Raw genomic sequence first — 19835 nt, 5'->3', positions numbered from 1 at the left:
TCAGTGACAAAAACGTGTCCGCGCGCCGCTAGGGTGGGCGCCCATGTGGCCAGGACAGCAGCCGCCCGGGGGCGAGCAGAACCCGCAGGACCCGAATCAGAATCCGTATCAGCAGCCGGGGTACCAGCAGCCGAATCCGTATCAGCAGCCCGGATATCAGCAGCAGCCCAACCCCTATGCGCAGCAGCCCGGTCAGCCGGGCTGGGGTACGCCCGTGGATCCGCTGGGCGCTCCCCAGCCGCCGCAGGGCGGCGGTGGCAACAACAAGACGAAGGTCGTCGCGATCGTCGCGGCCGCCGCCGTCGTCGTCGCGGCCGGCGTCACCGGATTTCTGGTCCTGGGCGGCGACAAGGACGACACGGCGAACGCCCCCGACAAGAAGGGCCCGGCCACTACGGCCCCCGCGTCGAAGAAGCCGAGCGCGTCCGCATCCGGCGGTGGGGACAATCCGCGCGGCACCGAGAGCGAGAAGCCGACCATTCCCGGCTGGAAGGTCGTGGTGAACCCGCGGTTCGGCACCGAGTTCGACGTGCCCGCCGACTGGGAGCTCGACAGCGCGGGCACCAGCGTCGGCTTCGAATGGGAAGAGAAGGGCAAGCTGGACCGGACCACCGTCACGGCCCCGGCCTATCTCAAGTCCAAGTGGTGCTCGGACGACTCCGACAAGGACGGCCGTGAGGAGGACACCGCTCTCGCCACTGCCGGAACACGTGGGGAGAACGGCGCCACGAGCACGGCTCAGGCGGCCGAGACGCGAGTTCCCTGGTGGATCTTCGGCGGCTTTACGCAGCCTGACAAGAAGAGCATCAAGTTCACCAAGCCGAAGCCGTTCAGGACGGCTTCGGGCCTTGAGGGCAGCGTCGCCACGGCGTATTCGCAGAACACTCCGCAGAACGGAAAGTGCGACTCCGACGGCAAGGCCATCACCTTCGCGTTCAAGAACGGCGCGGGCGATTTCGTCACCTGGAATCTGTACGGCGCCAAGGGCGTAGACGACGAGATTCCGGAGGCGACGATTCAGAAGATCCTCACCACGGTTCGTCTCACGGATGACGCTCCCACGGATTCGTAACATGCCGGGCTTGCTGGGTTCGCCGGGCGTTGTAGGGGTTCCCGGGTTTCGGCGCTAAACGCGATTGGCAAGTCGGGGCGGTGACGCGATAGTTCACCAGTGACCGGTCCCGCCGCTGCCCCGAGACGTCTGCGCCGCCGCCCCGACTGGGCCGGCCGGAACTACACGCTGCTGACCGCCGCCTCGGTCGTGACGAGTCTCGGCAGCCAGGGCGCGCTGATCGCGGCGGCGTTCGCGGTGCTCGACGCGGGCGGTGACGGCGGCGACGTGGGCCTGGTGGCAGCGGCCCGTACGCTCCCGCTGGTGCTGTTCCTGCTGATCGGCGGCGCGGTCGCGGACCGGCTGCCGCGGCATCGGGTGATGGTCGCGGCCAACGCCCTCAACTGCCTTTCGCAGGCGGCCTTCGCGGTCCTCGTGCTCGCCGGGGAGCCGCGGCTCTGGCAGATGATGCTCCTGACCGCGCTCGGCGGCACGGGCCAGGCGTTCTTCGGTCCCGCGGCCGAGGGCATGCTGATGTCCTCCGTCAGCGGCGAACAGGTCGGCCGCGCCTTCGCGTTGTTCCGGCTGGCGACGCAGGGGTCCGGTCTCGGCGGGGCGGCCGTCGGTGGGGCGATGGTGGCGGCGATCGGCCCCGGCTGGGTGCTCGCGGTGGACGCGGTGGCGTTCGCGGTCGCCGGGTCGCTGCGGGCCTTCCTCGACGTGAGCCACGTACCGCCGCGCGAGCCGGGCGAGGGCCTGCTCGCGGATCTCCGGGACGGCTGGCGCGAGGTCGTCGGCCGGCCCTGGCTGTGGTCGATCGTCGCGCAGTTCTCCGTCGTGGTCGCCGTGGTCGCCGCCGCCGAGTCGGTGTACGGACCGCTGGTCGCGCGGGACAGCCTCGGCGGGGCGGCGCCGTGGGGGCTGGCTCTCGGCGCGTTCGGCGCCGGGAACGTCGGCGGCGCGATCCTGATGATGCGCTGGAAACCACGCCGCATGCTCCTCGCGGGCACCCTCTGCGTCTTCCCGCTGGCCGCGCCGTCGGCCGCGCTCGCGGTGCCCCTGTCGGTGGCCGGGCTCTGTGCGGTGATGTTCGTGAGCGGTGTGGCCCTCGAGGTCTTCGGGGTTTCCTGGATGACCGCGCTGCACCAGGAGATCCCCGAGGACCGGCTCTCCCGTGTCTCGGCGTACGACTGGTTCGGCTCCGTCTCGATGGTCCCGCTGGCCACGGCCCTCGCGGGCCCGGCGGAGGAGGCCTTCGGGCGTACGGCGGCCCTGTGGGGGTGCACCGTGCTGGTGATCGTGGTGACGGCGGCGGTGTTGTGCGTGTCCGACGTACGGAACATGACGCGCCGTACGAAGGAAGTGGTCGTGGGAGTGCCGACGACGAGTGAGCCGGCGGGCTGGAAGAGCGCGGCCGAGGGCTCGTGAAGGGCACGGTCAAGGCTGCGTCAGCCGATGCTGAACGCGCCGTCCGGTGGTTCGGGCGACGGCACCGCGTTCGCGTCCCGTACGGGCTGGGCGTCCCCCATGAAGTCGCGCAGCGCGGCCCCGTGTTCGATACGGGCCGGGAATGCGTCGGAGGCGGTACGGCGGGCCAGGGTGGTCGTGTCGACGGGGTGATGGGCGGCGACGAGGATCGCGTTGCCGAACCGGCGACCGCGCAGCACGCCCGGCTCGGCGATCAACGCCAGTTCCTCGAACACCGTTGAGAACGTGGCGAGTTGGGAGCGCAGGAAGGCGAAGGGCGCGGTGTCGGCGAGGTTCGCCAGATAGACCCCGTCGTCGCGCAGGACCCGCTCGGCCTCTCGGGCGTACGCCACCGATGTCAGGTGCGCCGGCACGCGTGAGCCGCCGAAGACGTCGGCGATCAGTACGTCGACGGAGTCGGCGGCGGCGCTTTCGCTCTCCAGCCAGGCGCGGGCGTCAGCGGCGTGCAGTCTGACGCCGGCATCGTCGGGGACGGGGACGTGCTCGTTGATCAGGTCGATCAGCCCTCGGTCGGCCTCGACGACGTCCTGGCGGGAGCCGGGCCGGGTCGCGGCGAGATACCGGGGCATGGTGAGTGCGCCGCCGCCGAGGTGCAGCACGTCGAGCGGGCGCCCGGGCTCCGCGAGGGTGTCGAGGACGTGCCCGAGCCGTCGGGCGTACTCGAACTCCAGGTGCGTTGGTGCGTCGAGGTCGACGTACGACTGCGGGGCGTCGTTCACCGTCAGCAGCCAGGCGCCCTTCCGATCGATGTCCGGGAGCAGCTTGGCGGTTCCGTGGGCCACGGGGCGGGTCACAGGTATCCGTTCGTCCACGGGTGCCTCCGGCGGTTGGGCGGGTGGGTTCGTTTTCGGGTGCGGGTTCGTTGTGGCTGGTCGCGCAGTTCCTCGCGCCCCTGGGTGGGTGGTGGGTCGGGGCCGCGGACCGGTGCGTCAGCCCGTCGCAGGGTGGGCATACGGCCCTCCGGCTCCCACAGGGCGCAGGTGACCTGAGACAGAACCTACGCGACGGGCATACGACGCACCGACCCACGTCCCCTCCCGCCGGTGGGAAGCTGCGGGCACGTAATGGCTGGTGAGCATGGTGGCTGACGGCTCCGGGAGCGCCCCTTTTAGGGGCGCGGGGAACTGCGCGACCAGCCACGACGCACCCGCAGTCGCGACACGACAGTCACCCCACTCCCTGGCCGGGGTGCCGGGGGGCGCAGCCCCCAGTTTCGGGAAGGGGTGGGCTTGGGGAAAGGAAAACCCTGCCCCAGCCCACCCGCACGGTCAGCCGACCGACGTCACCGTGCCCGCACCAACCGTCCGGCCACCTTCGCGGATCGCGAAGCCGAGGCCCGGCTCCAGCGGGACGTCGCGGCCCAACGAGACCGTCATGGTGACGGTCTCGCCGGGCCGGGCAACAGCCCGCTCGCCGAGGTCGACGTCACCGACCACATCCGCGGTGCGGATGTAGAACTGCGGCCGGTACCCGGTGGACACCGGCGTCGTACGGCCGCCCTCGCGCGTCGACAGGACGTACACCTGTGCCGAGAAATGGCGACTGGGTACGACGCTGCCGGGCGCCGCGACGATATGACCGCGGCGCACCGCGTCGCGTGCGACACCGCGCAGCAGCAACGCCACGTTGTCCCCTGCCTGCGCCTCCTCCATCGGCTTGCCGAAGGTCTCCAGGCCGGTGACGACGGTGTCCACGGAAGCACCGAGCACTTCGACACGGTCACCCACGCGAATCGTGCCGCGCTCGACCGCGCCCGTCACGACCGTGCCGCGTCCGGTGATGGTGAGCACGTTCTCGACGGGCAGCAGGAACGGCGCGTCGAGATACCGCTCGGGCATCGGCACGTATGTGTCCACGGCGTCCAGCAGCGCGCCGATCGCCGCGGTCCAACGCGGGTCCCCCTCAAGGGCCTTGAGCCCGGAGACCCGTACGACCGGTACGGAGTCGCCGCCGTAGCCGTGCGCGGAGAGCAGCTCGCGGACCTCCAGTTCGACGAGGTCGGTGAGCACAGCGTCCTCGCCGTCGGCGACGGCGTCGGCCTTGTTGAGGGCGACGACGATGTGGTTGACGCCCACCTGCCGGGCGAGCAGCACGTGTTCGGCGGTCTGCGGCATGATCCCGTCGAGCGCGGAGACGACGAGGATCGCGCCGTCGAGTTGCGCGGCCCCGGTGACCATGTTCTTGACGTAGTCGGCGTGGCCGGGCATGTCGACGTGCGCGTAGTGCCGGGTGTCGGTCTCGTACTCGACGTGCGCGATGTTGATGGTGATGCCGCGCGCGGCCTCCTCCGGCGCCCGGTCGATCCGGTCGAACGGAATGAAGGTGCCGGAGCCGCGCTCGGCGAGGACCTTGGTGATGGCGGCGGTCAGGGTGGTCTTGCCGTGGTCGACATGGCCCATCGTGCCGATGTTCAGATGTGGTTTCGTGCGGACGTAAGCCGTTTTGGACATGGCGGTACCTCGAAGCCTCTCAGTGGAACCGAGTGATGGTCCCGGCGATGCGGGACGGGGACCCCAAGGAACTTGCCGACCCTCCCCCTGCGGGGTCCGCCGGACGATCCGGAGAGGGTCAGCTTCGGGCGCCGTCGACGGCGGCCACTGTGGTCAGGACGGCAGCCTTCGGGGCATCCGCGAGTGCGGATGCTGCGAGGAGGAAGGCGTGCCGGAACATGAGGAGATCATTGCTGACGTATCAGCCGACGTCGAGTGAATTTCGGCGGCCGGGAGGCGGACGTGAACCTGGGGCTCACCAGTGGTTCTGCTGGTCCGTCAGGGGCCGATGTTCTTGAGCGCCTCACGCGCAGAGAGTGGTGAGAGCCGTTCCCGGGCCACGAACGCGCGTACCGCCTCCGGGTCCGTCTTGGCGTACTCGCGCAGGCACCAGCCGATCGCCTTGCGGATGAAGAAGTCGGGGTGGCCGGACTGGCGGACGCAGTACGCGAAGAGGCGTCCGGTGTCGGTGGAGTCCTTGTAGCGGAGCTGGTGGAGGAGGGCCGTGCGGGCGATCCACAGGTCGTCGTCCTCGATCCAGGCGTCCATGTCGGCCCGCAGCTTCGGGTCGGCGGCCACCAGGCCTCCCACCACATGGCAGGCGAGCAGGTCGACGGTGTCCCACCAGGGGACCGTGGAGACGAGATGGCGTGCCACCGGCAGGAAGCCGGACGAGAGACGCGTCACATGGCGGCGCAGATAGTCGACTGCGAAGTAGTGGTACTCGCGTTGCGGCAAACGCCAGCAGCGCAGCGCCACCGCCGTGCAGTCCGCCTCGTCTGGGCGGGGCGTGCCTGCCAGCACGGTTCGTGAGAGCGCGCGGCGATCCGGCGTGGTCAGGCCGAGGAAGGGCGCGATGTCCTTCATGTACGCGCGCATCGACTCGGCCCGGCCGGAATCGGCCGCCGCCGCGTATGCGGATGTGAGCCGCTCCAGCAGAGCGTCCGCGACGGCGCTGCGGGGCGGCTCCAAACGGCCATCTGACGTTCCGGTGGCTGTGACGCCCATGAGACGAACCATACGGCGATCACACACATGGGTCAGTTAGTGTCGCCGAATGCTCGATGCCACCACCCGCTCTGGGGGCACCGCCACGGCCGCTCCCCCGGCCGTCGCCACGGAGCTCGGCTCCGCCGAGTTCGCCGCCCCCGAGTTCGCCGCCACGCCGACGGGTCTTGCCGCGCGCTGCACGAGGGCGCTGCTCTCTCCCTGGTCCCGGCTGGCCCTGCTCGTGACGCTGCTCATGGCCGCCGCCGCGACCGTGCTGCTCTTCCAGCCGCAGAAGCTGCTCGCCGACGGCTGGCCCCCACAGCTGAACGGTGCCGCGGCGGCCGTGGTGTTCGCGGTGGCGTACGGGCTGTGCACGGTCGCCTTCGTGCCCCGGCCGCTCCTCAATCTCGCGGCGGGCGCCCTCTTCGGCTCGCAGCTGGGGCTCGGAGCCGCGCTCACCGGCACGGTACTCGGGGCGGGGATCGCATTCGGGCTCGGCCGGATCCTCGGACAGGACGCGCTACGGCCCCTGCTGCGCGGGCGCTGGCTGAAGCTCGCCGACGGCCAGCTCAGCCGACACGGCTTCCGCTCGATGATGGCCGCGCGACTGTTCCCCGGAGTGCCGTTCTGGGCGGCGAACTACTGCGCGTCCTTCTCCCGTATGGGCTACCTCCCCTTCCTCCTCGCCACGGGGCTCGGCTCGATCCCGAACACCGCGGCATACGTCGTCGCCGGCGCCCGCGCCTCGACGCCGACGTCCCCCACCTTCCTGATCGCCATGGCCTGCATCGCCCTCCCGGCCCTGGTGGGAACGGCCATCGCCTGGCGCAAGCGCCACCATTTCGCCTCGAAGAGGCCATGACTCAGTGGGTTGGACAAACCAACCCACCCCCTACACTGGCCGCATGAAGGACGCCCGCCCCTGCTCGATCGCCGACACGCTCGCTCTCGTCGGCGAGAAGTACTCCTTGCTCGTCCTGCGCGAGGTGTCCCTGGGCGCCACGCGGTTCGACCAGCTGGTGCGCAACATCGGCGCTCCACGCGACGTACTCACGACCCGCCTGAAGCGGCTGGTCGGCGCCGGGATCCTGGAAAAGGTCGCGTACAGCGAGAAGCCGCCGCGCTTCGAGTACCGGCCCACGCAGGCCGGCCTGGAGCTGGAGCCGGTGCTCCTGACGCTCATGGCATGGGGCGACCGCCACCTCAACGCCGACGATCGCCCCATGGTGCTCGAACACGTAGGTGACAACGGATCCGCCGGCGGACACGAACTGGTGCCGGTCCTCGTCTGCTCGGAGTGCGGCGAGGAGGTCCGGCACGACGACTTGGCGGCCCACTCGCAGGCCCCGGGCTGGACGGTGACAGGGCCCGCGGTGGCATAGAGCCGCGCTTACGTTCCTTTACGTTCCCTGATACACGTCGAGCCGCCCGCACATCCCGAACTTGCCGTACGCCGACGGCTGTTCGGCGCGTACGGCGGCGTCGGCGAGGTGGGACACGTCACCCTTCTCCAGCCGGTCGAGCTGATCCCCCGTGGCCGCGGCAGCCGCCTGTGCCCCGCGTTCCCAGCGCTCGCGCCACTCGGCGAGCCGGGGCCGTACGAGCGCGGCAGCGGCCCTGTGGAACGCGGCCAGCGCCTCGGGCCCGTTTGCGTCGCGCAGCGCCCGGTAGCCCTCGAGGGCGAGGTCACGCCGGGCGCGGGCGATGCGCTCCCGCTCGTCCTCGGGTGCGTCCGCCGGGATGACGGTGGCAGCGGCGTAGGTCTCCGGGTCGGTCAGGTACTTCGGGGGCAGCGTGAGCACCGCGTCGCCCGCCTCCGGCAGGCCGTTGTTCTGCATGAGGACGGTGATGCGCAGGTCGTTCTCGTTGACGAGCCGGTGGATGGTGCCGGGCGTGAACCAGGCGACCGTGCCGGGTGCGAGGGGCGTCACCTCGTATCCGGACGTCGTCAGGGTCTGCACCGCGCCCCGCCCGCCGGTGACGACATACGCCTCCGAACAGGTCAGGTGCAGATGGGGAGTTCCGCCGCACACCCCGTCCGTGGCGGGCCAGTCGTAGACGGACAGATGCGAGACGGCGACGGCTCCGGGGAGTCCGGCGAAGCCGGGGGCGGCGCTCACCACGGGTGCTCCTCCAGGTACTTGGCGATCTCCTCACGCTCCCAGGCGCCGTCGGCGACGATGACGCGGTAGCGGCGGGTGAGGGTGTCGCCGGGCGCGAGCTCCAGTTCGTCGAAGAAGGCGAAGGACGGGGCGACGGCCGCGAACGGCTCGTGGCGGACGAACCAGTGGGCCGGGTGGGAGCCACCCGCGCCGGTGTGGTCGTTCTCCGGGGCGTGCGCGAAGACGAGGGTCGCGTGGCCGTCGGTGACGTCGTGCTCGCCGGAGTACGCGAGCCAGGGCGCCTGCTGCCCCATCATCTCGGGTCCTTCGCTGTCGGGCCCGATGATGCGCCCGTCCCGGAAGGCGCGAGGGCCGCGCCAGAAGAGACCCGTGTAACCGGCCATCTCCCGCCCGGCCGTCGTGGGACTGCCGAACCGCAGGGGCTCGTCCCGCCGGTTGGTGACGGCGGTCGTCCAGGTCAGCGCCCAGGACCCGGACGACGGGTCCACGTCATGCACCTCGATACGGCGCTCTTCGTCCGCCCAGAGCGTGCCGTCGTACGGATGCCAGGTGAGCCGCTCGGCGATGACAGAACGGCCACTGTCCGAGCCGACCTCGCCAAACTTGACGTGCGCCATCGACCCGACACGCTCCGGGAGTTCGAGATACCCCTGTCCGTGCACGTACGAATTGCCGCCCCACAGGTTCGCCCCCGACAGATGCGAGGCGGTCATCTGGAGGCCCTTGTGCCAGCGATGGTCGTTGGGCCGGTAGTCGGTGACAACGTTGCCCGCCAGGGTCCTGAGCGGATGCACGTACGGCTTCGGGGCCTCCCAGGCCGCCTCGGGGCCGTACACATAGCTGAACAGCTCGACGCCGGTGGTGGGTTCGGTGATGGTGATGCGGTCGCCGTGGGCGTGGACGATGCGCAGTCCGTCCTGTGCGGTCATGCCGGTACCTCCTTCTCGTGCGTCGCCGGTGCCCAGCCGGGGGCGCCGCCGTGCAGGGCGGTGTAGTAGGGGTCGCCGGGGCCGATCTCGCCGGCCCGAACAGTCGTGTCCGTGAACGCCGACTTGTAGAGCGCGGTGATCAGCTCCAGGCTGGTGCGACCGTCGGCGCCGCTGCTGCGCGGACGCTCGCCCGCGCGCATGCTCGCGACCAGCTCCCGCAGCTGGGCCAGGTGTGAACTCGGCACGTCCGCGCCGAAGTTCTGCCAGGCGGCCACGTCCTCGGCCGGTGCGTCCGGCACCGGGATGACGCGCCAGTTGTCGTTGCTGTGGCCGTAGAGGTGGGTGAGTTCGACCGTCGCCCGCTCGCAGTCGATGCGGATGCGGCTGACCTCGTCCGGGCTGAGCACGCTGTTGACCACCGTCGCGAGAGCACCGCTCTCGAAGCGTACGAGCGCGGTCGAGACATCCTCCGTCTGCACATCGTGCACCAGGCGTCCGGCCATGGCCCGTACCTCGGTCCACGGGCCGAGCAGGTCGAGCAGCAGATCCATCTGGTGGATGCCGTGCCCCATGGCGGGCCCGCCGCCTTCGGTCTGCCACTTTCCGCGCCAGGGCACCGCGTAGTAGGCGGCGTTGCGATACCAGGTGGTCTGGCAGTGCGCCACGAGCGGCCGCCCCATCGCCTCCTCGGCGATCAGGCGTCGTACGTGTCTCGCGCCCGAGCCGAAACGGTGCTGGAAGACGATGGCGGCATAGGGACCACCGTCGAGCCCTTCCTCGGCCTCCACGGCGTCGAAGTCGGCGAGCGAGGGCACGGGCGGCTTCTCGCACCACACCCAGGCACCGGCCCGCAGCGCGGCGACGGTCTGCGCACGGTGCAGGGTCGGCGGGGTACACACGGAGACGAGGTCCGGGCGCTGTTCGGCCAGCATCCGGTCGAGATCGGTGTACCCGTGTGGGACACCGCCCTCCGCGCAGAACCGCTTGACCGCTTCGGCGTCGATGTCGACCGCCGCGACGATCTCCACCTCGCCCTCGGCGGCGAGTGCGGCGAGGGCGGGCAGGTGGCTGCCGGCGATGGCTCCGGTGCCGACGATCGCGGCCTTGATGCGGCGGCCGTCGAACGGGGCCGCGGGGCGTTTCTCGGACGAGGTCCGGCGCGAACTCTGGTGCGGGATCGTCTCGCTGGGGGTTGCGTCGCGGGGGGTACGCATCTACGTGATCAGCACTCCATCGGACGTGACGTTCGGCTCTGGCGGACGCCCGCCGACCCCGGTTGGCCACCGATCGCAGCAAGCGCTTTCACTCCTCGCGGAAACGTAAGCGCCGAGGTCGGGGCGGGTCAACACCCTGTCCAGCGTTGCAGAGCGTGCACCGCTGTGCGCCGCGCGGGGCGTGCGCCGGTGCGCGCTGGGCAGGGCCCGGCCGCCCGCCCTTCCGTCGCGGGACGCTACGCTGCCCCGGTCGCGTCTGATCACCTCATACGGCAACACGACGCGTACGTCCGCTTATTCGCTCCGCACCCGCCCTCGGCACTTGGATCACGTAACTTCATGTCTTGGTTTGAATCCCTCATCCTCGGACTCGTCCAGGGGCTGACCGAGTTCCTGCCCATCTCCTCCAGCGCACATCTGCGGCTGACCGCGGCGTTCGCGAGCTGGGACGACCCGGGGGCGGCATTCACCGCGATCACCCAGATCGGCACGGAGACCGCGGTGCTGATCTACTTCCGCAAGGACATCGCGCGGATCATCTCGGCGTGGTCCCGTTCGCTGGTCGACAAGGCGATGCGGCAGGACCACGACGCGCGAATGGGCTGGCTGGTGATCATCGGCTCGATTCCGATCGGCGTGCTGGGCGTCACGCTCAAGGACCAGATCGAGGGACCGTTCCGTGATCTGCGGATCACCGCGACAACACTGATCGTGATGGGCATCGTCCTCGGTGTCGCGGACCGTCTCGCCGCGCGCGAGGAGGCCGGTGGCAAGCACCGGGTACCGAAGGAGCGCAAGTCGCTCCAGGAGCTGACCGTCAGGGACGGCCTCGTCTACGGCGTCTGTCAGGCGATGGCTCTCATCCCCGGCGTCTCCCGCTCGGGCGCCACCATCAGCGGCGGCCTGTTCATGAGCTACAGCCGCGAGGCAGCGGCCCGCTACTCCTTCCTGCTCGCCATCCCGGCGGTGCTCGCCTCCGGCCTCTTCGAGCTGAAGGACGCGAGCGAGGGCGGGCATGTGTCGTGGGGGCCGACGATTTTCGCGACGATTGTTGCCTTCTTCGTGGGTTACGTGGTCATCGCCTGGTTCATGAAGTTCATCTCGACCAAGTCCTTCATGCCCTTCGTCTACTACCGCGTCCTGCTCGGCATCGTGATCATCGTGCTGGTCAGCACGGGCGCCCTGAGCCCGCATGCGGCGGAGTCTGCGGGCTGACAGTCGCCGGTCGACTGTCATCGTGACCAACCACATACGTCTTGGGTAGTCGTTTGGTAGCGGGCTGTCAGCCCATGGGCCTACGCTTGTGCGCATGTCCCCCAATTCCGTGACCCCTGGTTCCGTGCGGTCCGCTGCCGCGCTGAATGAGCAGATCCGCGCCTTATGGATACGTTCGGGCGGCTCTTTGTCGCCTCAGGAGCGGGCGGAGTATGAGCTGCTGGTGGTGCAGTGGGCCGCCGCGGTTCGCGGTGAGGTCATCGAAGCGGCTTAGCTCCGCTGGTTTCGCAGTTCGGAAGGCCCGGGGGCTGCGGAGTGCTACGGCTGCGGGTCCGTTGTGACTTCTCACTCCCCACTCTCTGCCTCACTCGAGCGGGGGGACCCCCATCGCGGCGGAGCCGCATTTGTCACAGCCCCGCGCCCCTGAAAAGCGGCTGCGCCGCTTAACGGGCGCAGCCCGCGTTCAGCGACCCCCCGCCACCCGTAGCACCGTCCCCGTCGCGTACGACGCCTCCGGGGACAGGAGCCACGCAATGGCCGCGGCGATCTCCTCGGGGGCGCCGGCTCGGCGCAGGGGAATCGTCGGGATCAGGCGGGACGGACGGTCCGGGTCGCCCATGGCGGCGTGCATGTCGGTGTCCACCAGGCCCGGCGCCACCCCGTTGACTCGGATGCCGTCCGGGCCCAGTTCCTTCGAGAGGCCCATGGTCAGGGTGTCGATCGCCGCCTTGGTTGCCGCGTAGTGGACGTACTCTCCGGGGCTGCCGAGTGTGGCCGCCCCCGACGAGACGTTGACTATGGCACCGGTGCCACGGGGCACCATGTCCCGGGCGGCCCGGCGTGAACAGAGCAGCGTGCCGAGGAGGTTGACCTCCATGACGCGGCGCAGGTCCGCGGTGTTCGTGTCGGTGAGGCGTCCGAGCCTGCCGGTCACCCCTGCGTTGTTCACCAGGCCCGTCACCGGGCCCAGCCGCTCCGCCGCCGTGTCGAAGAGCCCTTCTACGCCTCTCTCGTCGGAGACGTCGACGCGTACGGTGACGCAGCGCGCGCCCGTCTCGCGTACGGCGGTTGCGGTGCGCTCGGCAGCAGCGTCGTCGTGCGCGTACCCCACCACCAGGTCGTGTCCGTCCGCCGCCAGCCGCAGACAGGTTGCGGCGCCGATTCCGCGGCTGCCGCCTGTGACGACCGTGACGGGACGAGACATCTGGGCTCCCTCATGATCCATGTGTGCGCACTGCCAACCATCGCAGGTCCGCCGGTACGTCAGTCCACGGGGTCCGTGCGCACCGGTTCGACCGTACGGACGGCACACGGCCGGTGAATATCGGGGCACACCCCTTGGCTCGGCCCGCCCCGTGGCCAACACTGAGCCGATGACGCAGCGTGTGGAACTGGCGACGGTGATGGACCGACTCGCGGTCGACGGACTGATCACCGAGTACGCGGTGGCGGTCGACGACGGGGACTGGGAGGCGTACCGGGGCCTGTTCACCTCGGACGGGCGGGCGGACTATCGGTCGGCGGGCGGTATTGAGGGGGATGCCGGGCAAGTCTCCGGGTGGCTGGCGCAGACGATGGAACTGTTCCCGATGCGGCAGCATCTGATCGTCAACCGCCAGGTGCGGTTCGGGCCGCTGGAGCATGACATCGGTGACACGGCCCAGGTGCGGGCGGACTATGTGAACCCGATGCGGTTCGCCGGTCACGACGGCGGATCCACGGCGCCGGACTTCGTGTGCGGCGGCCGTTACGACTTCGCGCTGCTGCGTACGGACAGTGGCTGGCGGCTGCGCGCGGTGGTCGTCAACGAGAAGTGGCGCCGGGCCCCGCAGAGCAGTCCTCAGCCCGCGGCGACCTGATCGGATACGCCCTTACGGAGATCGTCCCCGTCGCGCACACTGGAGGTAGGCAACAGAGGTAGGCAACAGAGGTACGCACCGGGCGTCGGGGGGCCGAGGGAGGCGCTGCATGCAACTGTCCGCCACTGACTGGCGCCGGCGCCTGGAGTCCCCCCGGTGGCGCGGTGCCGCTGCCGCATTCGCCGGGGCACTGCCCATGCTGAGCTTCCCGCAGCCGTCCCTGTGGTGGTTCGCGTATGTCGCGCTGGTGCCGTGGATGCTGCTCGCGCGCTCGGCACCGACGGCGCGGCGGGCGGCGTACGACGGCTGGCTGGGCGGGTTCGGTTTCATGCTGGCCGTGCACCACTGGCTGCTGCCGAGTCTGCATGTCTTCACGTTTGTCATAGCCGCCCTGCTCGGCGCCCTGTGGGCCCCTTGGGGCTGGCTGGTCCGCCGGTTCCTGGGGGGATTGCCCTCCCCCGGCAAGGTCGTTGCCGCGCTGTTCGTGCTGCCGTCGGGCTGGCTGATGGCCGAACTCGTGCGCTCCTGGGAGGGCTTGGGCGGGCCGTGGGGCATGCTCGGCTCGAGCCAGTGGGAGGTGGAGCCGGCACTGCGGCTCGCCTCGGTCGGCGGGGTGTGGCTGCTCAGCTTCCTGATCGTCGCCATGAATGTCGCGGTGGCCGTCCTCATCGCGATACGCCGGTCACGCCTCCCGGCCCTCGCCGCACTGGTGGCGACGGCCGTTGCCACCTCGGCCGCCTGGGTGTGGTCGCCACGCCCCGACGCCGACGGCCAGGTGCGGATCGCCCTGGTGCAGCCCGGACCGATCCACGGCGTCGGCGGCGCCGAGAAGCGGTTCGCGCGTGAGGAGGCGCTCACCCGGCAGCTGGCCGGGCAGGGTGTGGATCTCGTCGTCTGGGGCGAGAGCAGCGTCGGCTTCGACCTCGCCGACCGGCCCGACCTCGCGAACCGGATCGCCGCGCTCTCCCGCGAGGTCGGCAGCGACATCGTCGTGAACGTGGACGCGCGCCGCTCCGACCAACCCGGCATCTACAAGAGCTCGGTGGTCGTCGGTCCCGAGGGTCCGACCGGCGACCGCTACGACAAGATGCGACTGGTCCCCTTCGGTGAGTACGTCCCGTTCCGTTCCGTTCTCGGCTGGGCCACCTCCGTCGGCAAGGCCGCGGGCGAGGATCGCAGGCGTGGGACGGAGCAGGTGGTGATGAGCGTCGGCGACGGGCTGCGGGTGGGCCCGATGGTGTGCTTCGAGTCGGCGTTCCCCGACATGAGCCGCAATCTCGCGCGGAACGGCGCCGACGTGCTGCTGGCGCAGTCGTCGACCTCGACGTTCCAGAACAGCTGGGCGCCGGAGCAGCACGCGTCGCTGGCGGCGCTGCGGGCCGCCGAGACGGGCCGGCCGATGGTGCACTCGACCCTCACCGGCGCCTCCGCCGTCTACGGCCCGAGCGGTGAGCGGGTCGGCGACTGGCTCGGCACGAGCTCGAGTGCCTGGGAGGTGTACGAAGTACCTCTGGCCGGCGGTGTCACGCCGTACGCACGCCTCGGCGAGTGGCCGGTGTACGCGGCGTTGCTGATCCTCGCGACCCTCGGCGCCACGCAGGGCATACGGTCGCTGCGGATCAGGCGGGCCGCTCCTGAACCGCACGTACCACCCGCTCGCACAGCTCATGGGTCGCCAACGCATCCCGGGCACTGAGCATCTTCCCCGCCCGTACGGCGTCCAGAAAGGCGAGCACAGCCTGCTCGATACCGCGCTGGCGGGCCACCGGCACCCAGTCGCCACGCCGCCGCACGGTCGGCTGGCCCTTGTGGTCGATGACCTCGGCGAGGTTCACGACCTGCCGCTTGGTGTCCTGACCCGACACCTCGAGTATCTCCTCGTTCGAACCGCTGAGCCGGTTCATCACACCGAGCGCGGTGAACCCCTCCCCCGCGAGCACCAGCACCACGTGGTGCAACAGCCCGGCCTCGACCCGGGCCCGCACGGTCACGTCGTCGACCGGGCCCGGCACCAGGAACCGCAACGTGTCCACGACATGGATGAAGTCGTCGAGGATCATCGTGCGGGGATGCTCCGGCAGACCGACGCGGTTCTTCTGCATCAGGATCAGCTCGCGCGGGTGGTCGGCGCACTGGGCGTACCCGGGTGCGTAGCGCCGGTTGAAGCCGACGGCCAGGCTGGTGTTCCGATCCTCCGCGAGCCGCACCAGGCGCTCGCTGTCGGCGAGTTCGTACGCGATCGGCTTGTCGACATACGTCGCGACACCGGCCTGAAGCAGTCGTCCCACGATCTCGGGATGCGCGAGCGTGGGCGCGTGTACGAACGCCGCGTCGAGGTCCTGGGCGAGCAGGTCCGAGAGGTCGGTGTGGCGACGCTCGGCCGGGATGTGGAGGCTGTCGGCGACCCTGGTGAGGGTTGCGGGCGTCTGCGTGTGCAGATGCAGTTCGAGGCCCGGCTGAGTGGTGAGCACCGGCAGATACGCCTTCAGCGCGATGTCGCCGAGTCCGATGCAGCCGACCTTCACAGGGGTCTCCTCAGGGTCCTCAGGGGCGCCTATGCGGGTGTCTCACGGGTGTGTGCCCCGTCCGAAGCATACGGCGGCCGTGGTGGCCGCCAGTCGGCGATTGAGTCGAAGCTCCGCAGGAAGAGGCCCGGTCCGGCCTTGGAGACCACCGCTACCGTGGCATTGCGCAGGACGATGCCGGGGCGGCTGCGCATCATGTTGAGGCGGGCGACGCCGACGGCCTTGCGGGCGATGGCGGTGGTGCGCGGCTTGCGGTCCGCCGTGTAAGCGGCGAGGTCGGGCCCTTCGGGGGCGCTGCGGTCGGCGAGTACGACGGCGTCCTCGATCGCCTGGTTCCCGCCCTGTCCCAGCGTCGGCGGCATGGCGTGCGCGGCGTCGCCGAGCAGGGCGACCCGGCCACGGTGGAAGGCGGGCAGCGGCTCGGCGATGTGGTGGACGTCGTGGCGCAGGACGTCCTCCGGGCGTGCCGCGGCGATGACGGCGGGGATCGGTTCGTGCCAGTCGCCGAAGAGCCGGACCAGTTCGGCGTGCTCGTCGTCGGGTGCCCGTCCGCCGGCCGGGGCCATGGCGGCGGCGTACGCGTAGACCCTGCCGTCCTTGAGCGGATGCGTGCCCCAGATACGGCCACGGCCCCAGGTCTCGTGCGAGGCGAACGCGGTGCCCGGCACCGGAACGACGACCCGCCACGTCGTGAATCCGGAGTAGACCGGTCCGCCGTGCTCCGGGAACAACGTGCGGCGTACGGCGGAGTGGATGCCGTCCGCGCCGACGACCAGCTCGGCCTCCAGCTCGCCGTCGGATGTGCCGACGCGGGCCGGGCGGCCGACATCGCCAGGATCGGTGAGGCTCGCCGCAGCGGCTGTGCGCACGGCGCCTTCGGGGAGTTGTGCGGCCAGCTTGTCGATGAGTGCGGCCCGGTGCAGCACGACGAGCGGCCCGCCGAATCGTTCGCCCATGGCCGCCGCGCTGGTGCGCATGAGCCAGCGGCCTGACGGGGTGCGCAGGCCTCCGTCGCCCTGCCAGGCGGCGAGTTCGCGGATCTCGTCGCCGAGTCCGATGACGTCGAGGGCGCGGAGGGAGTTGGGGGCGAGGGAGATTCCGGCGCCGACGGGTTCGAGCGAACGGGCCCGCTCCAGGACGGTGACCCGCCAGCCGCGCCGGTGCAGCGCCACCGCCGCGGTCAGGCCGCCGATGCCGCCGCCCACGACGACCGCGCGGGGTATCTGAGCCATGTCTCCTCCTGCGGTTCTGCGATCTGCGATACCTACGGTTCTTGCGCTTCCTGATGTCTGCGATTCGTGCGGAAACTACGTCTGTAGTGACCGGACACCTCGACCGTACTACAGGTGTAGTGCGGACGGTAGGTTGGGCCTCATGTCCGTACGCAGCACCGGCCCGACCCGCGCCGAACTCATCAGCGACACCGCCCTCGACCTCCTCGCCGCGCGCGGCATGCGCGGCCTCACACACCGCGCGGTCGACGAGGCGGCCGGGCTGCCGCAGGGGTCCACATCGAACTACGCACGTACGCGGGTGGCGTTGCTGGAGGCCGCGGTGCGCAGGCTCGCGCAGCGCGAGGCGCAGGTGCTGGCACTGCATGAGATGCCGGACCCCCGCGGCGGACGTGACGCGCTCGTCGACGGCTTGGCCCTGGCGGTGCACCGCTCCCTCACCCGCCACCGTGAACTGCTCTTCGCTCGCTACGAGTTGGCCCTGGAGGCGACGCGCCGCCCGGAGCTGCGCGCGTTCTACGACGCACAGGGGCGGCTCTTCCGGGACACCCTGACCACCATGCTGACGGCGGTGGGTTCACAGTCACCGGCGGGGCATGTCCGGTCGCTGGTCGCCTGGTCCGACGGCCTGATGTTCGCCTGCGTGGCGGGCTCGTACCACGCGGAGGTGCCGAGCCTCGACGAGGTGCGGGAGGGGCTGCGGGAGCTGATGGCCGGGATGCTGGGTGGCTGATCCGGGCGGGGCCCGGCGATATCCCCTGGCGCTGCGTCAACGGGCGGGCGAGGATGCGAACATGACGACCGAACGCCGTGAGCCCGCCACCACCGCCGACGAGCGCACGATGCTGGAGGGCTGGCTGGACTACCACCGGCAGACCCTCGCATGGAAGTGCGAAGGCCTCACCGATGCCCAGCTCAGGACCGCCTCCGCGGAACCGTCCGAGCTGACCCTGATGGGGCTGGTGCGGCACATGGCGGAGGTGGAGCGAAGCTGGTTCCGCAGGGTGCTCGTAGCTGAGGACGCCGGCCCGATCTACTTCACCGAGGAGGACCGCGACGGCGACTTCCACCTCTCCGAGACGGACACCTGGGAGGAGGCCTACGCCACCTGGCAGGCCGAGATCGAGAGCGCCCGGCGCAACGCGGCCCGTTTCGGCCTCGACGACATCTCCGAGGGCAAGCACCTGCGGACCGGCCAGCGGTTCAACCTGCGCTGGATCTACACCCACATGATCGAGGAGTACGCCCGCCACAACGGCCACGCGGATCTGATCCGTGAGCGCATCGACGGGGCCATCGGCGACTGAGGCACCCGTGCGGGCCGAGGCACCCCCGCGAGCCGTTCACCCGTGCGGGGCATCCCCCGCTTCGCGGCTCCCCAAGAGGGCCCGGACACAGCAGAGTTGCGCGGGTGCACCGATCCACGACCACCGCAACGCTCCTGGTCACCGTGGCCGTCTCGGCCGTCTCCGGCTGCGTGACCGTCCAGCACCCGCCCTCCCCCGGCGTACCGGCGCCTGCGAGCCGCCCCCCGGTACAACGGCCCGAGGTCAGGTCAGACCCGCACCTCGTGCAGGCCCCGGCCCACGAGGCCCTGGAACGCGTCGGCCCGCCCAGCCGCCCTTCCCCGTCGGCGGCAACACCTCGGTCGGCAGCACCACCGCCTCCCACGGCCGCCCCGCGCCGGACCCCCACGCAGCCGCCGAGGACCGCTGAGCCCGAGAGCCGCGAACTGCCTGCTGCGCGGCGCGGCGACCCACACGTCCCGCCCCGGCCGCGCCCGGCGAATCCGGGCGTGTGCGACCTGGGCCGAACGTACGGCGGCTGGCAGCCGGACAGCCCACAGGCGACCATCTGCGAGGAGACGTACGGGAGTTGAGCCCCGGCCCCCGAGGTCAGCCAGTCAGCCCGTCAGCCCAGGTTCGGGATCCGCCAGTCGACCGGGGTGTGGCCCTGCCGGGCGACCGCCTCATTGATCTGGGTGAACGGGCGCGAGCCGAAGAACTTCTTGGCGGACAGGGGCGAAGGGTGCGCGCCCTTCACCACGGCGTGCCGTTCCTCATCGATCAGGGGCAGCTTCTTCTGGGCGTAGTTGCCCCACAGCACGAAGACCGCCGGGTCCGGGCGCGCGGCCACCGCCCGGATCACCGCGTCCGTGAACTTCTCCCAGCCCTTGCCCTTGTGCGAGTTGGCCTCGCCGCCACGCACCGTAAGCACCGCGTTGAGCAGCAGGACGCCCTGCTCGGCCCATGGCATCAGAAAGCCGTTGTCCGGGATCGGGGTGCCCAGCTCCTCGTGCATCTCCTTGTAGATGTTGCGCAGCGACGGCGGGACCTTGACACCCGGCCGGACGGAGAAGCACAGGCCATGACCCTGGCCCTCGCCGTGGTACGGATCCTGGCCGAGGATCAGTACCTTCACCCGCTCGTACGGCGTCGCGTCGAGCGCGGCGAAGACCTCCTCGCGCGGAGGGTGGACGGAACCCTTTCCGCGCTCCTCCTCGACGAACTCGGTGAGCTCCTTGAAGTAGGACTTCTGCAGCTCTTCGCCCAGGACGCCGCGCCAGGACTCGGGCAGCATGGCGATGTCGGTCACGTGAACTTCCTCCGTTGTGCGCTGACTTCACGGCCGCAGTGTGCGTACGGCCAGGACGGCCGCGCTGGGCGCGGCCGTCCTCAGAGCACAGAACCTACAGGCGCCCACTGACAATCGGGCCCGAG

General features: G+C 70.5%; 20 protein-coding genes. 10 read left to right on the top strand and 10 right to left on the bottom strand.

From position 1 onward, the window contains the following. Window positions 1-43: 43 nt before the first annotated feature. The gene (locus tag ACFYO0_RS00295; protein ID WP_388668201.1) at window positions 44-1072 is read left to right on the top strand and encodes a hypothetical protein; all 1029 of its coding nucleotides are present in this window, start codon (window positions 44-46) and stop codon (window positions 1070-1072) included. A 99-nt stretch (window positions 1073-1171) separates the two neighbouring features. Next, window positions 1172-2479 carry an MFS transporter gene (locus tag ACFYO0_RS00290; RefSeq protein ID WP_388668198.1) on the top strand — a complete coding sequence of 436 codons (1308 nt, stop codon included), beginning with the start codon at window positions 1172-1174 and terminating at the stop codon, window positions 2477-2479. 20 nt (window positions 2480-2499) lie between these two features. On the opposite strand, the gene ACFYO0_RS00285 is transcribed toward ACFYO0_RS00290, so the two are convergent. The 3 genes from ACFYO0_RS00285 to ACFYO0_RS00275 form a co-directional block, all read right to left on the bottom strand. Continuing rightward, window positions 2500-3351, bottom strand: a complete 852-nt coding sequence (locus ACFYO0_RS00285; protein WP_388668195.1) for a spermidine synthase — start codon at window positions 3349-3351, stop codon at window positions 2500-2502. 456 nt (window positions 3352-3807) lie between these two features. Beyond that, window positions 3808-4989: an elongation factor Tu gene (gene tuf / locus ACFYO0_RS00280; protein WP_388668191.1), complete on the bottom strand. Its 1182-nt coding sequence runs from the start codon at window positions 4987-4989 to the stop codon at window positions 3808-3810. Between the two features lie 318 nt (window positions 4990-5307). Next, on the bottom strand, window positions 5308-6036 hold the full coding sequence (locus ACFYO0_RS00275; protein ID WP_388668188.1) for a DNA alkylation repair protein: 729 nt from the start codon (window positions 6034-6036) through the stop codon (window positions 5308-5310). 49 nt (window positions 6037-6085) lie between these two features. Here ACFYO0_RS00275 and ACFYO0_RS00270 point away from each other — a divergent pair, with 49 nt between their 5' ends. Further along, window positions 6086-6880, top strand: a complete 795-nt coding sequence (locus ACFYO0_RS00270; protein ID WP_388668185.1) for a TVP38/TMEM64 family protein — start codon at window positions 6086-6088, stop codon at window positions 6878-6880. A gap of 43 nt (window positions 6881-6923) precedes the next feature. Then, the gene (locus ACFYO0_RS00265) at window positions 6924-7400 is read left to right on the top strand and encodes a winged helix-turn-helix transcriptional regulator (RefSeq protein WP_388668182.1); all 477 of its coding nucleotides are present in this window, start codon (window positions 6924-6926) and stop codon (window positions 7398-7400) included. Window positions 7401-7418: 18 nt separating this feature from the next. On the opposite strand, the gene ACFYO0_RS00260 is transcribed toward ACFYO0_RS00265, so the two are convergent. From ACFYO0_RS00260 to ACFYO0_RS00250, 3 genes are read right to left on the bottom strand one after another with little or no spacing between them, the layout of a single operon-like run. Next, entirely contained in the window at window positions 7419-8141 is a 723-nt protein-coding gene (locus tag ACFYO0_RS00260; protein ID WP_388668179.1) for a cupin domain-containing protein, read from the bottom strand. Beyond that, a complete protein-coding gene (locus tag ACFYO0_RS00255) occupies window positions 8135-9070 on the bottom strand; it encodes a PmoA family protein (RefSeq protein ID WP_388668176.1) in 936 nt (311 codons plus the stop codon). The genes ACFYO0_RS00260 and ACFYO0_RS00255 overlap by 7 nt, the downstream gene beginning before the upstream one ends. Continuing rightward, window positions 9067-10284: a Gfo/Idh/MocA family protein gene (locus ACFYO0_RS00250; RefSeq protein ID WP_388668173.1), complete on the bottom strand. Its 1218-nt coding sequence runs from the start codon at window positions 10282-10284 to the stop codon at window positions 9067-9069. Before ACFYO0_RS00250 ends, ACFYO0_RS00255 begins: the two co-directional genes overlap by 4 nt. 339 nt (window positions 10285-10623) lie before the next feature. On the opposite strand from ACFYO0_RS00250, the gene ACFYO0_RS00245 reads away from it, so the two are divergent. Both ACFYO0_RS00245 and ACFYO0_RS00240 read left to right on the top strand, forming a co-directional pair. Continuing rightward, window positions 10624-11499 (top strand): undecaprenyl-diphosphate phosphatase, encoded by an 876-nt coding sequence (locus tag ACFYO0_RS00245; RefSeq protein WP_388668170.1) that lies wholly within the window; start codon window positions 10624-10626, stop codon window positions 11497-11499. Window positions 11500-11593: 94 nt separating this feature from the next. Next, complete coding sequence (locus ACFYO0_RS00240) at window positions 11594-11773, top strand: hypothetical protein (RefSeq protein ID WP_386343505.1); 180 nt, start codon at window positions 11594-11596, stop codon at window positions 11771-11773. A 189-nt stretch (window positions 11774-11962) separates the two neighbouring features. On the opposite strand, the gene ACFYO0_RS00235 is transcribed toward ACFYO0_RS00240, so the two are convergent. Beyond that, window positions 11963-12703, bottom strand: coding sequence for an SDR family NAD(P)-dependent oxidoreductase (locus ACFYO0_RS00235; protein ID WP_388668167.1), 741 nt, complete (start codon window positions 12701-12703; stop codon window positions 11963-11965). A gap of 169 nt (window positions 12704-12872) precedes the next feature. On the opposite strand from ACFYO0_RS00235, the gene ACFYO0_RS00230 reads away from it, so the two are divergent. Then, complete coding sequence (locus tag ACFYO0_RS00230) at window positions 12873-13358, top strand: nuclear transport factor 2 family protein (protein WP_388668164.1); 486 nt, start codon at window positions 12873-12875, stop codon at window positions 13356-13358. A 109-nt stretch (window positions 13359-13467) separates the two neighbouring features. Further along, window positions 13468-15054 carry an apolipoprotein N-acyltransferase gene (gene lnt / locus ACFYO0_RS00225; RefSeq protein WP_388668161.1) on the top strand — a complete coding sequence of 529 codons (1587 nt, stop codon included), beginning with the start codon at window positions 13468-13470 and terminating at the stop codon, window positions 15052-15054. Here the strand turns inward: lnt and ACFYO0_RS00220 are convergent. Continuing rightward, window positions 14978-15883, bottom strand: coding sequence for a Gfo/Idh/MocA family protein (locus tag ACFYO0_RS00220; protein WP_388668158.1), 906 nt, complete (start codon window positions 15881-15883; stop codon window positions 14978-14980). The genes lnt and ACFYO0_RS00220 overlap by 77 nt on opposite strands. Before the next feature lie 29 nt (window positions 15884-15912). Further along, entirely contained in the window at window positions 15913-17115 is a 1203-nt protein-coding gene (locus tag ACFYO0_RS00215; protein WP_388668155.1) for an FAD-dependent oxidoreductase, read from the bottom strand. A 142-nt stretch (window positions 17116-17257) separates the two neighbouring features. Between ACFYO0_RS00215 and ACFYO0_RS00210 the strand changes: the two genes are divergently transcribed. Together ACFYO0_RS00210 and ACFYO0_RS00205 are read left to right on the top strand one after the other, a co-directional pair. After that, window positions 17258-17848, top strand: a complete 591-nt coding sequence (locus tag ACFYO0_RS00210) for a TetR/AcrR family transcriptional regulator (RefSeq protein ID WP_388668152.1) — start codon at window positions 17258-17260, stop codon at window positions 17846-17848. A gap of 61 nt (window positions 17849-17909) precedes the next feature. Continuing rightward, window positions 17910-18422, top strand: coding sequence for a DinB family protein (locus tag ACFYO0_RS00205; protein ID WP_388668149.1), 513 nt, complete (start codon window positions 17910-17912; stop codon window positions 18420-18422). 604 nt (window positions 18423-19026) lie between these two features. On the opposite strand, the gene ACFYO0_RS00200 is transcribed toward ACFYO0_RS00205, so the two are convergent. Continuing rightward, window positions 19027-19710: a uracil-DNA glycosylase gene (locus ACFYO0_RS00200; protein WP_388668146.1), complete on the bottom strand. Its 684-nt coding sequence runs from the start codon at window positions 19708-19710 to the stop codon at window positions 19027-19029. Window positions 19711-19835: the final 125 nt, after the last annotated feature.

The sequence above is a fragment of the Streptomyces sp. NPDC006365 genome (assembly GCF_042870755.1).
GTDB classification, from domain to species: domain Bacteria; phylum Actinomycetota; class Actinomycetes; order Streptomycetales; family Streptomycetaceae; genus Streptomyces; species Streptomyces xiangluensis.
Note: the sequence above shows the minus strand (reverse complement) of the source record. Positions and strands in the feature narration are given on the sequence as shown.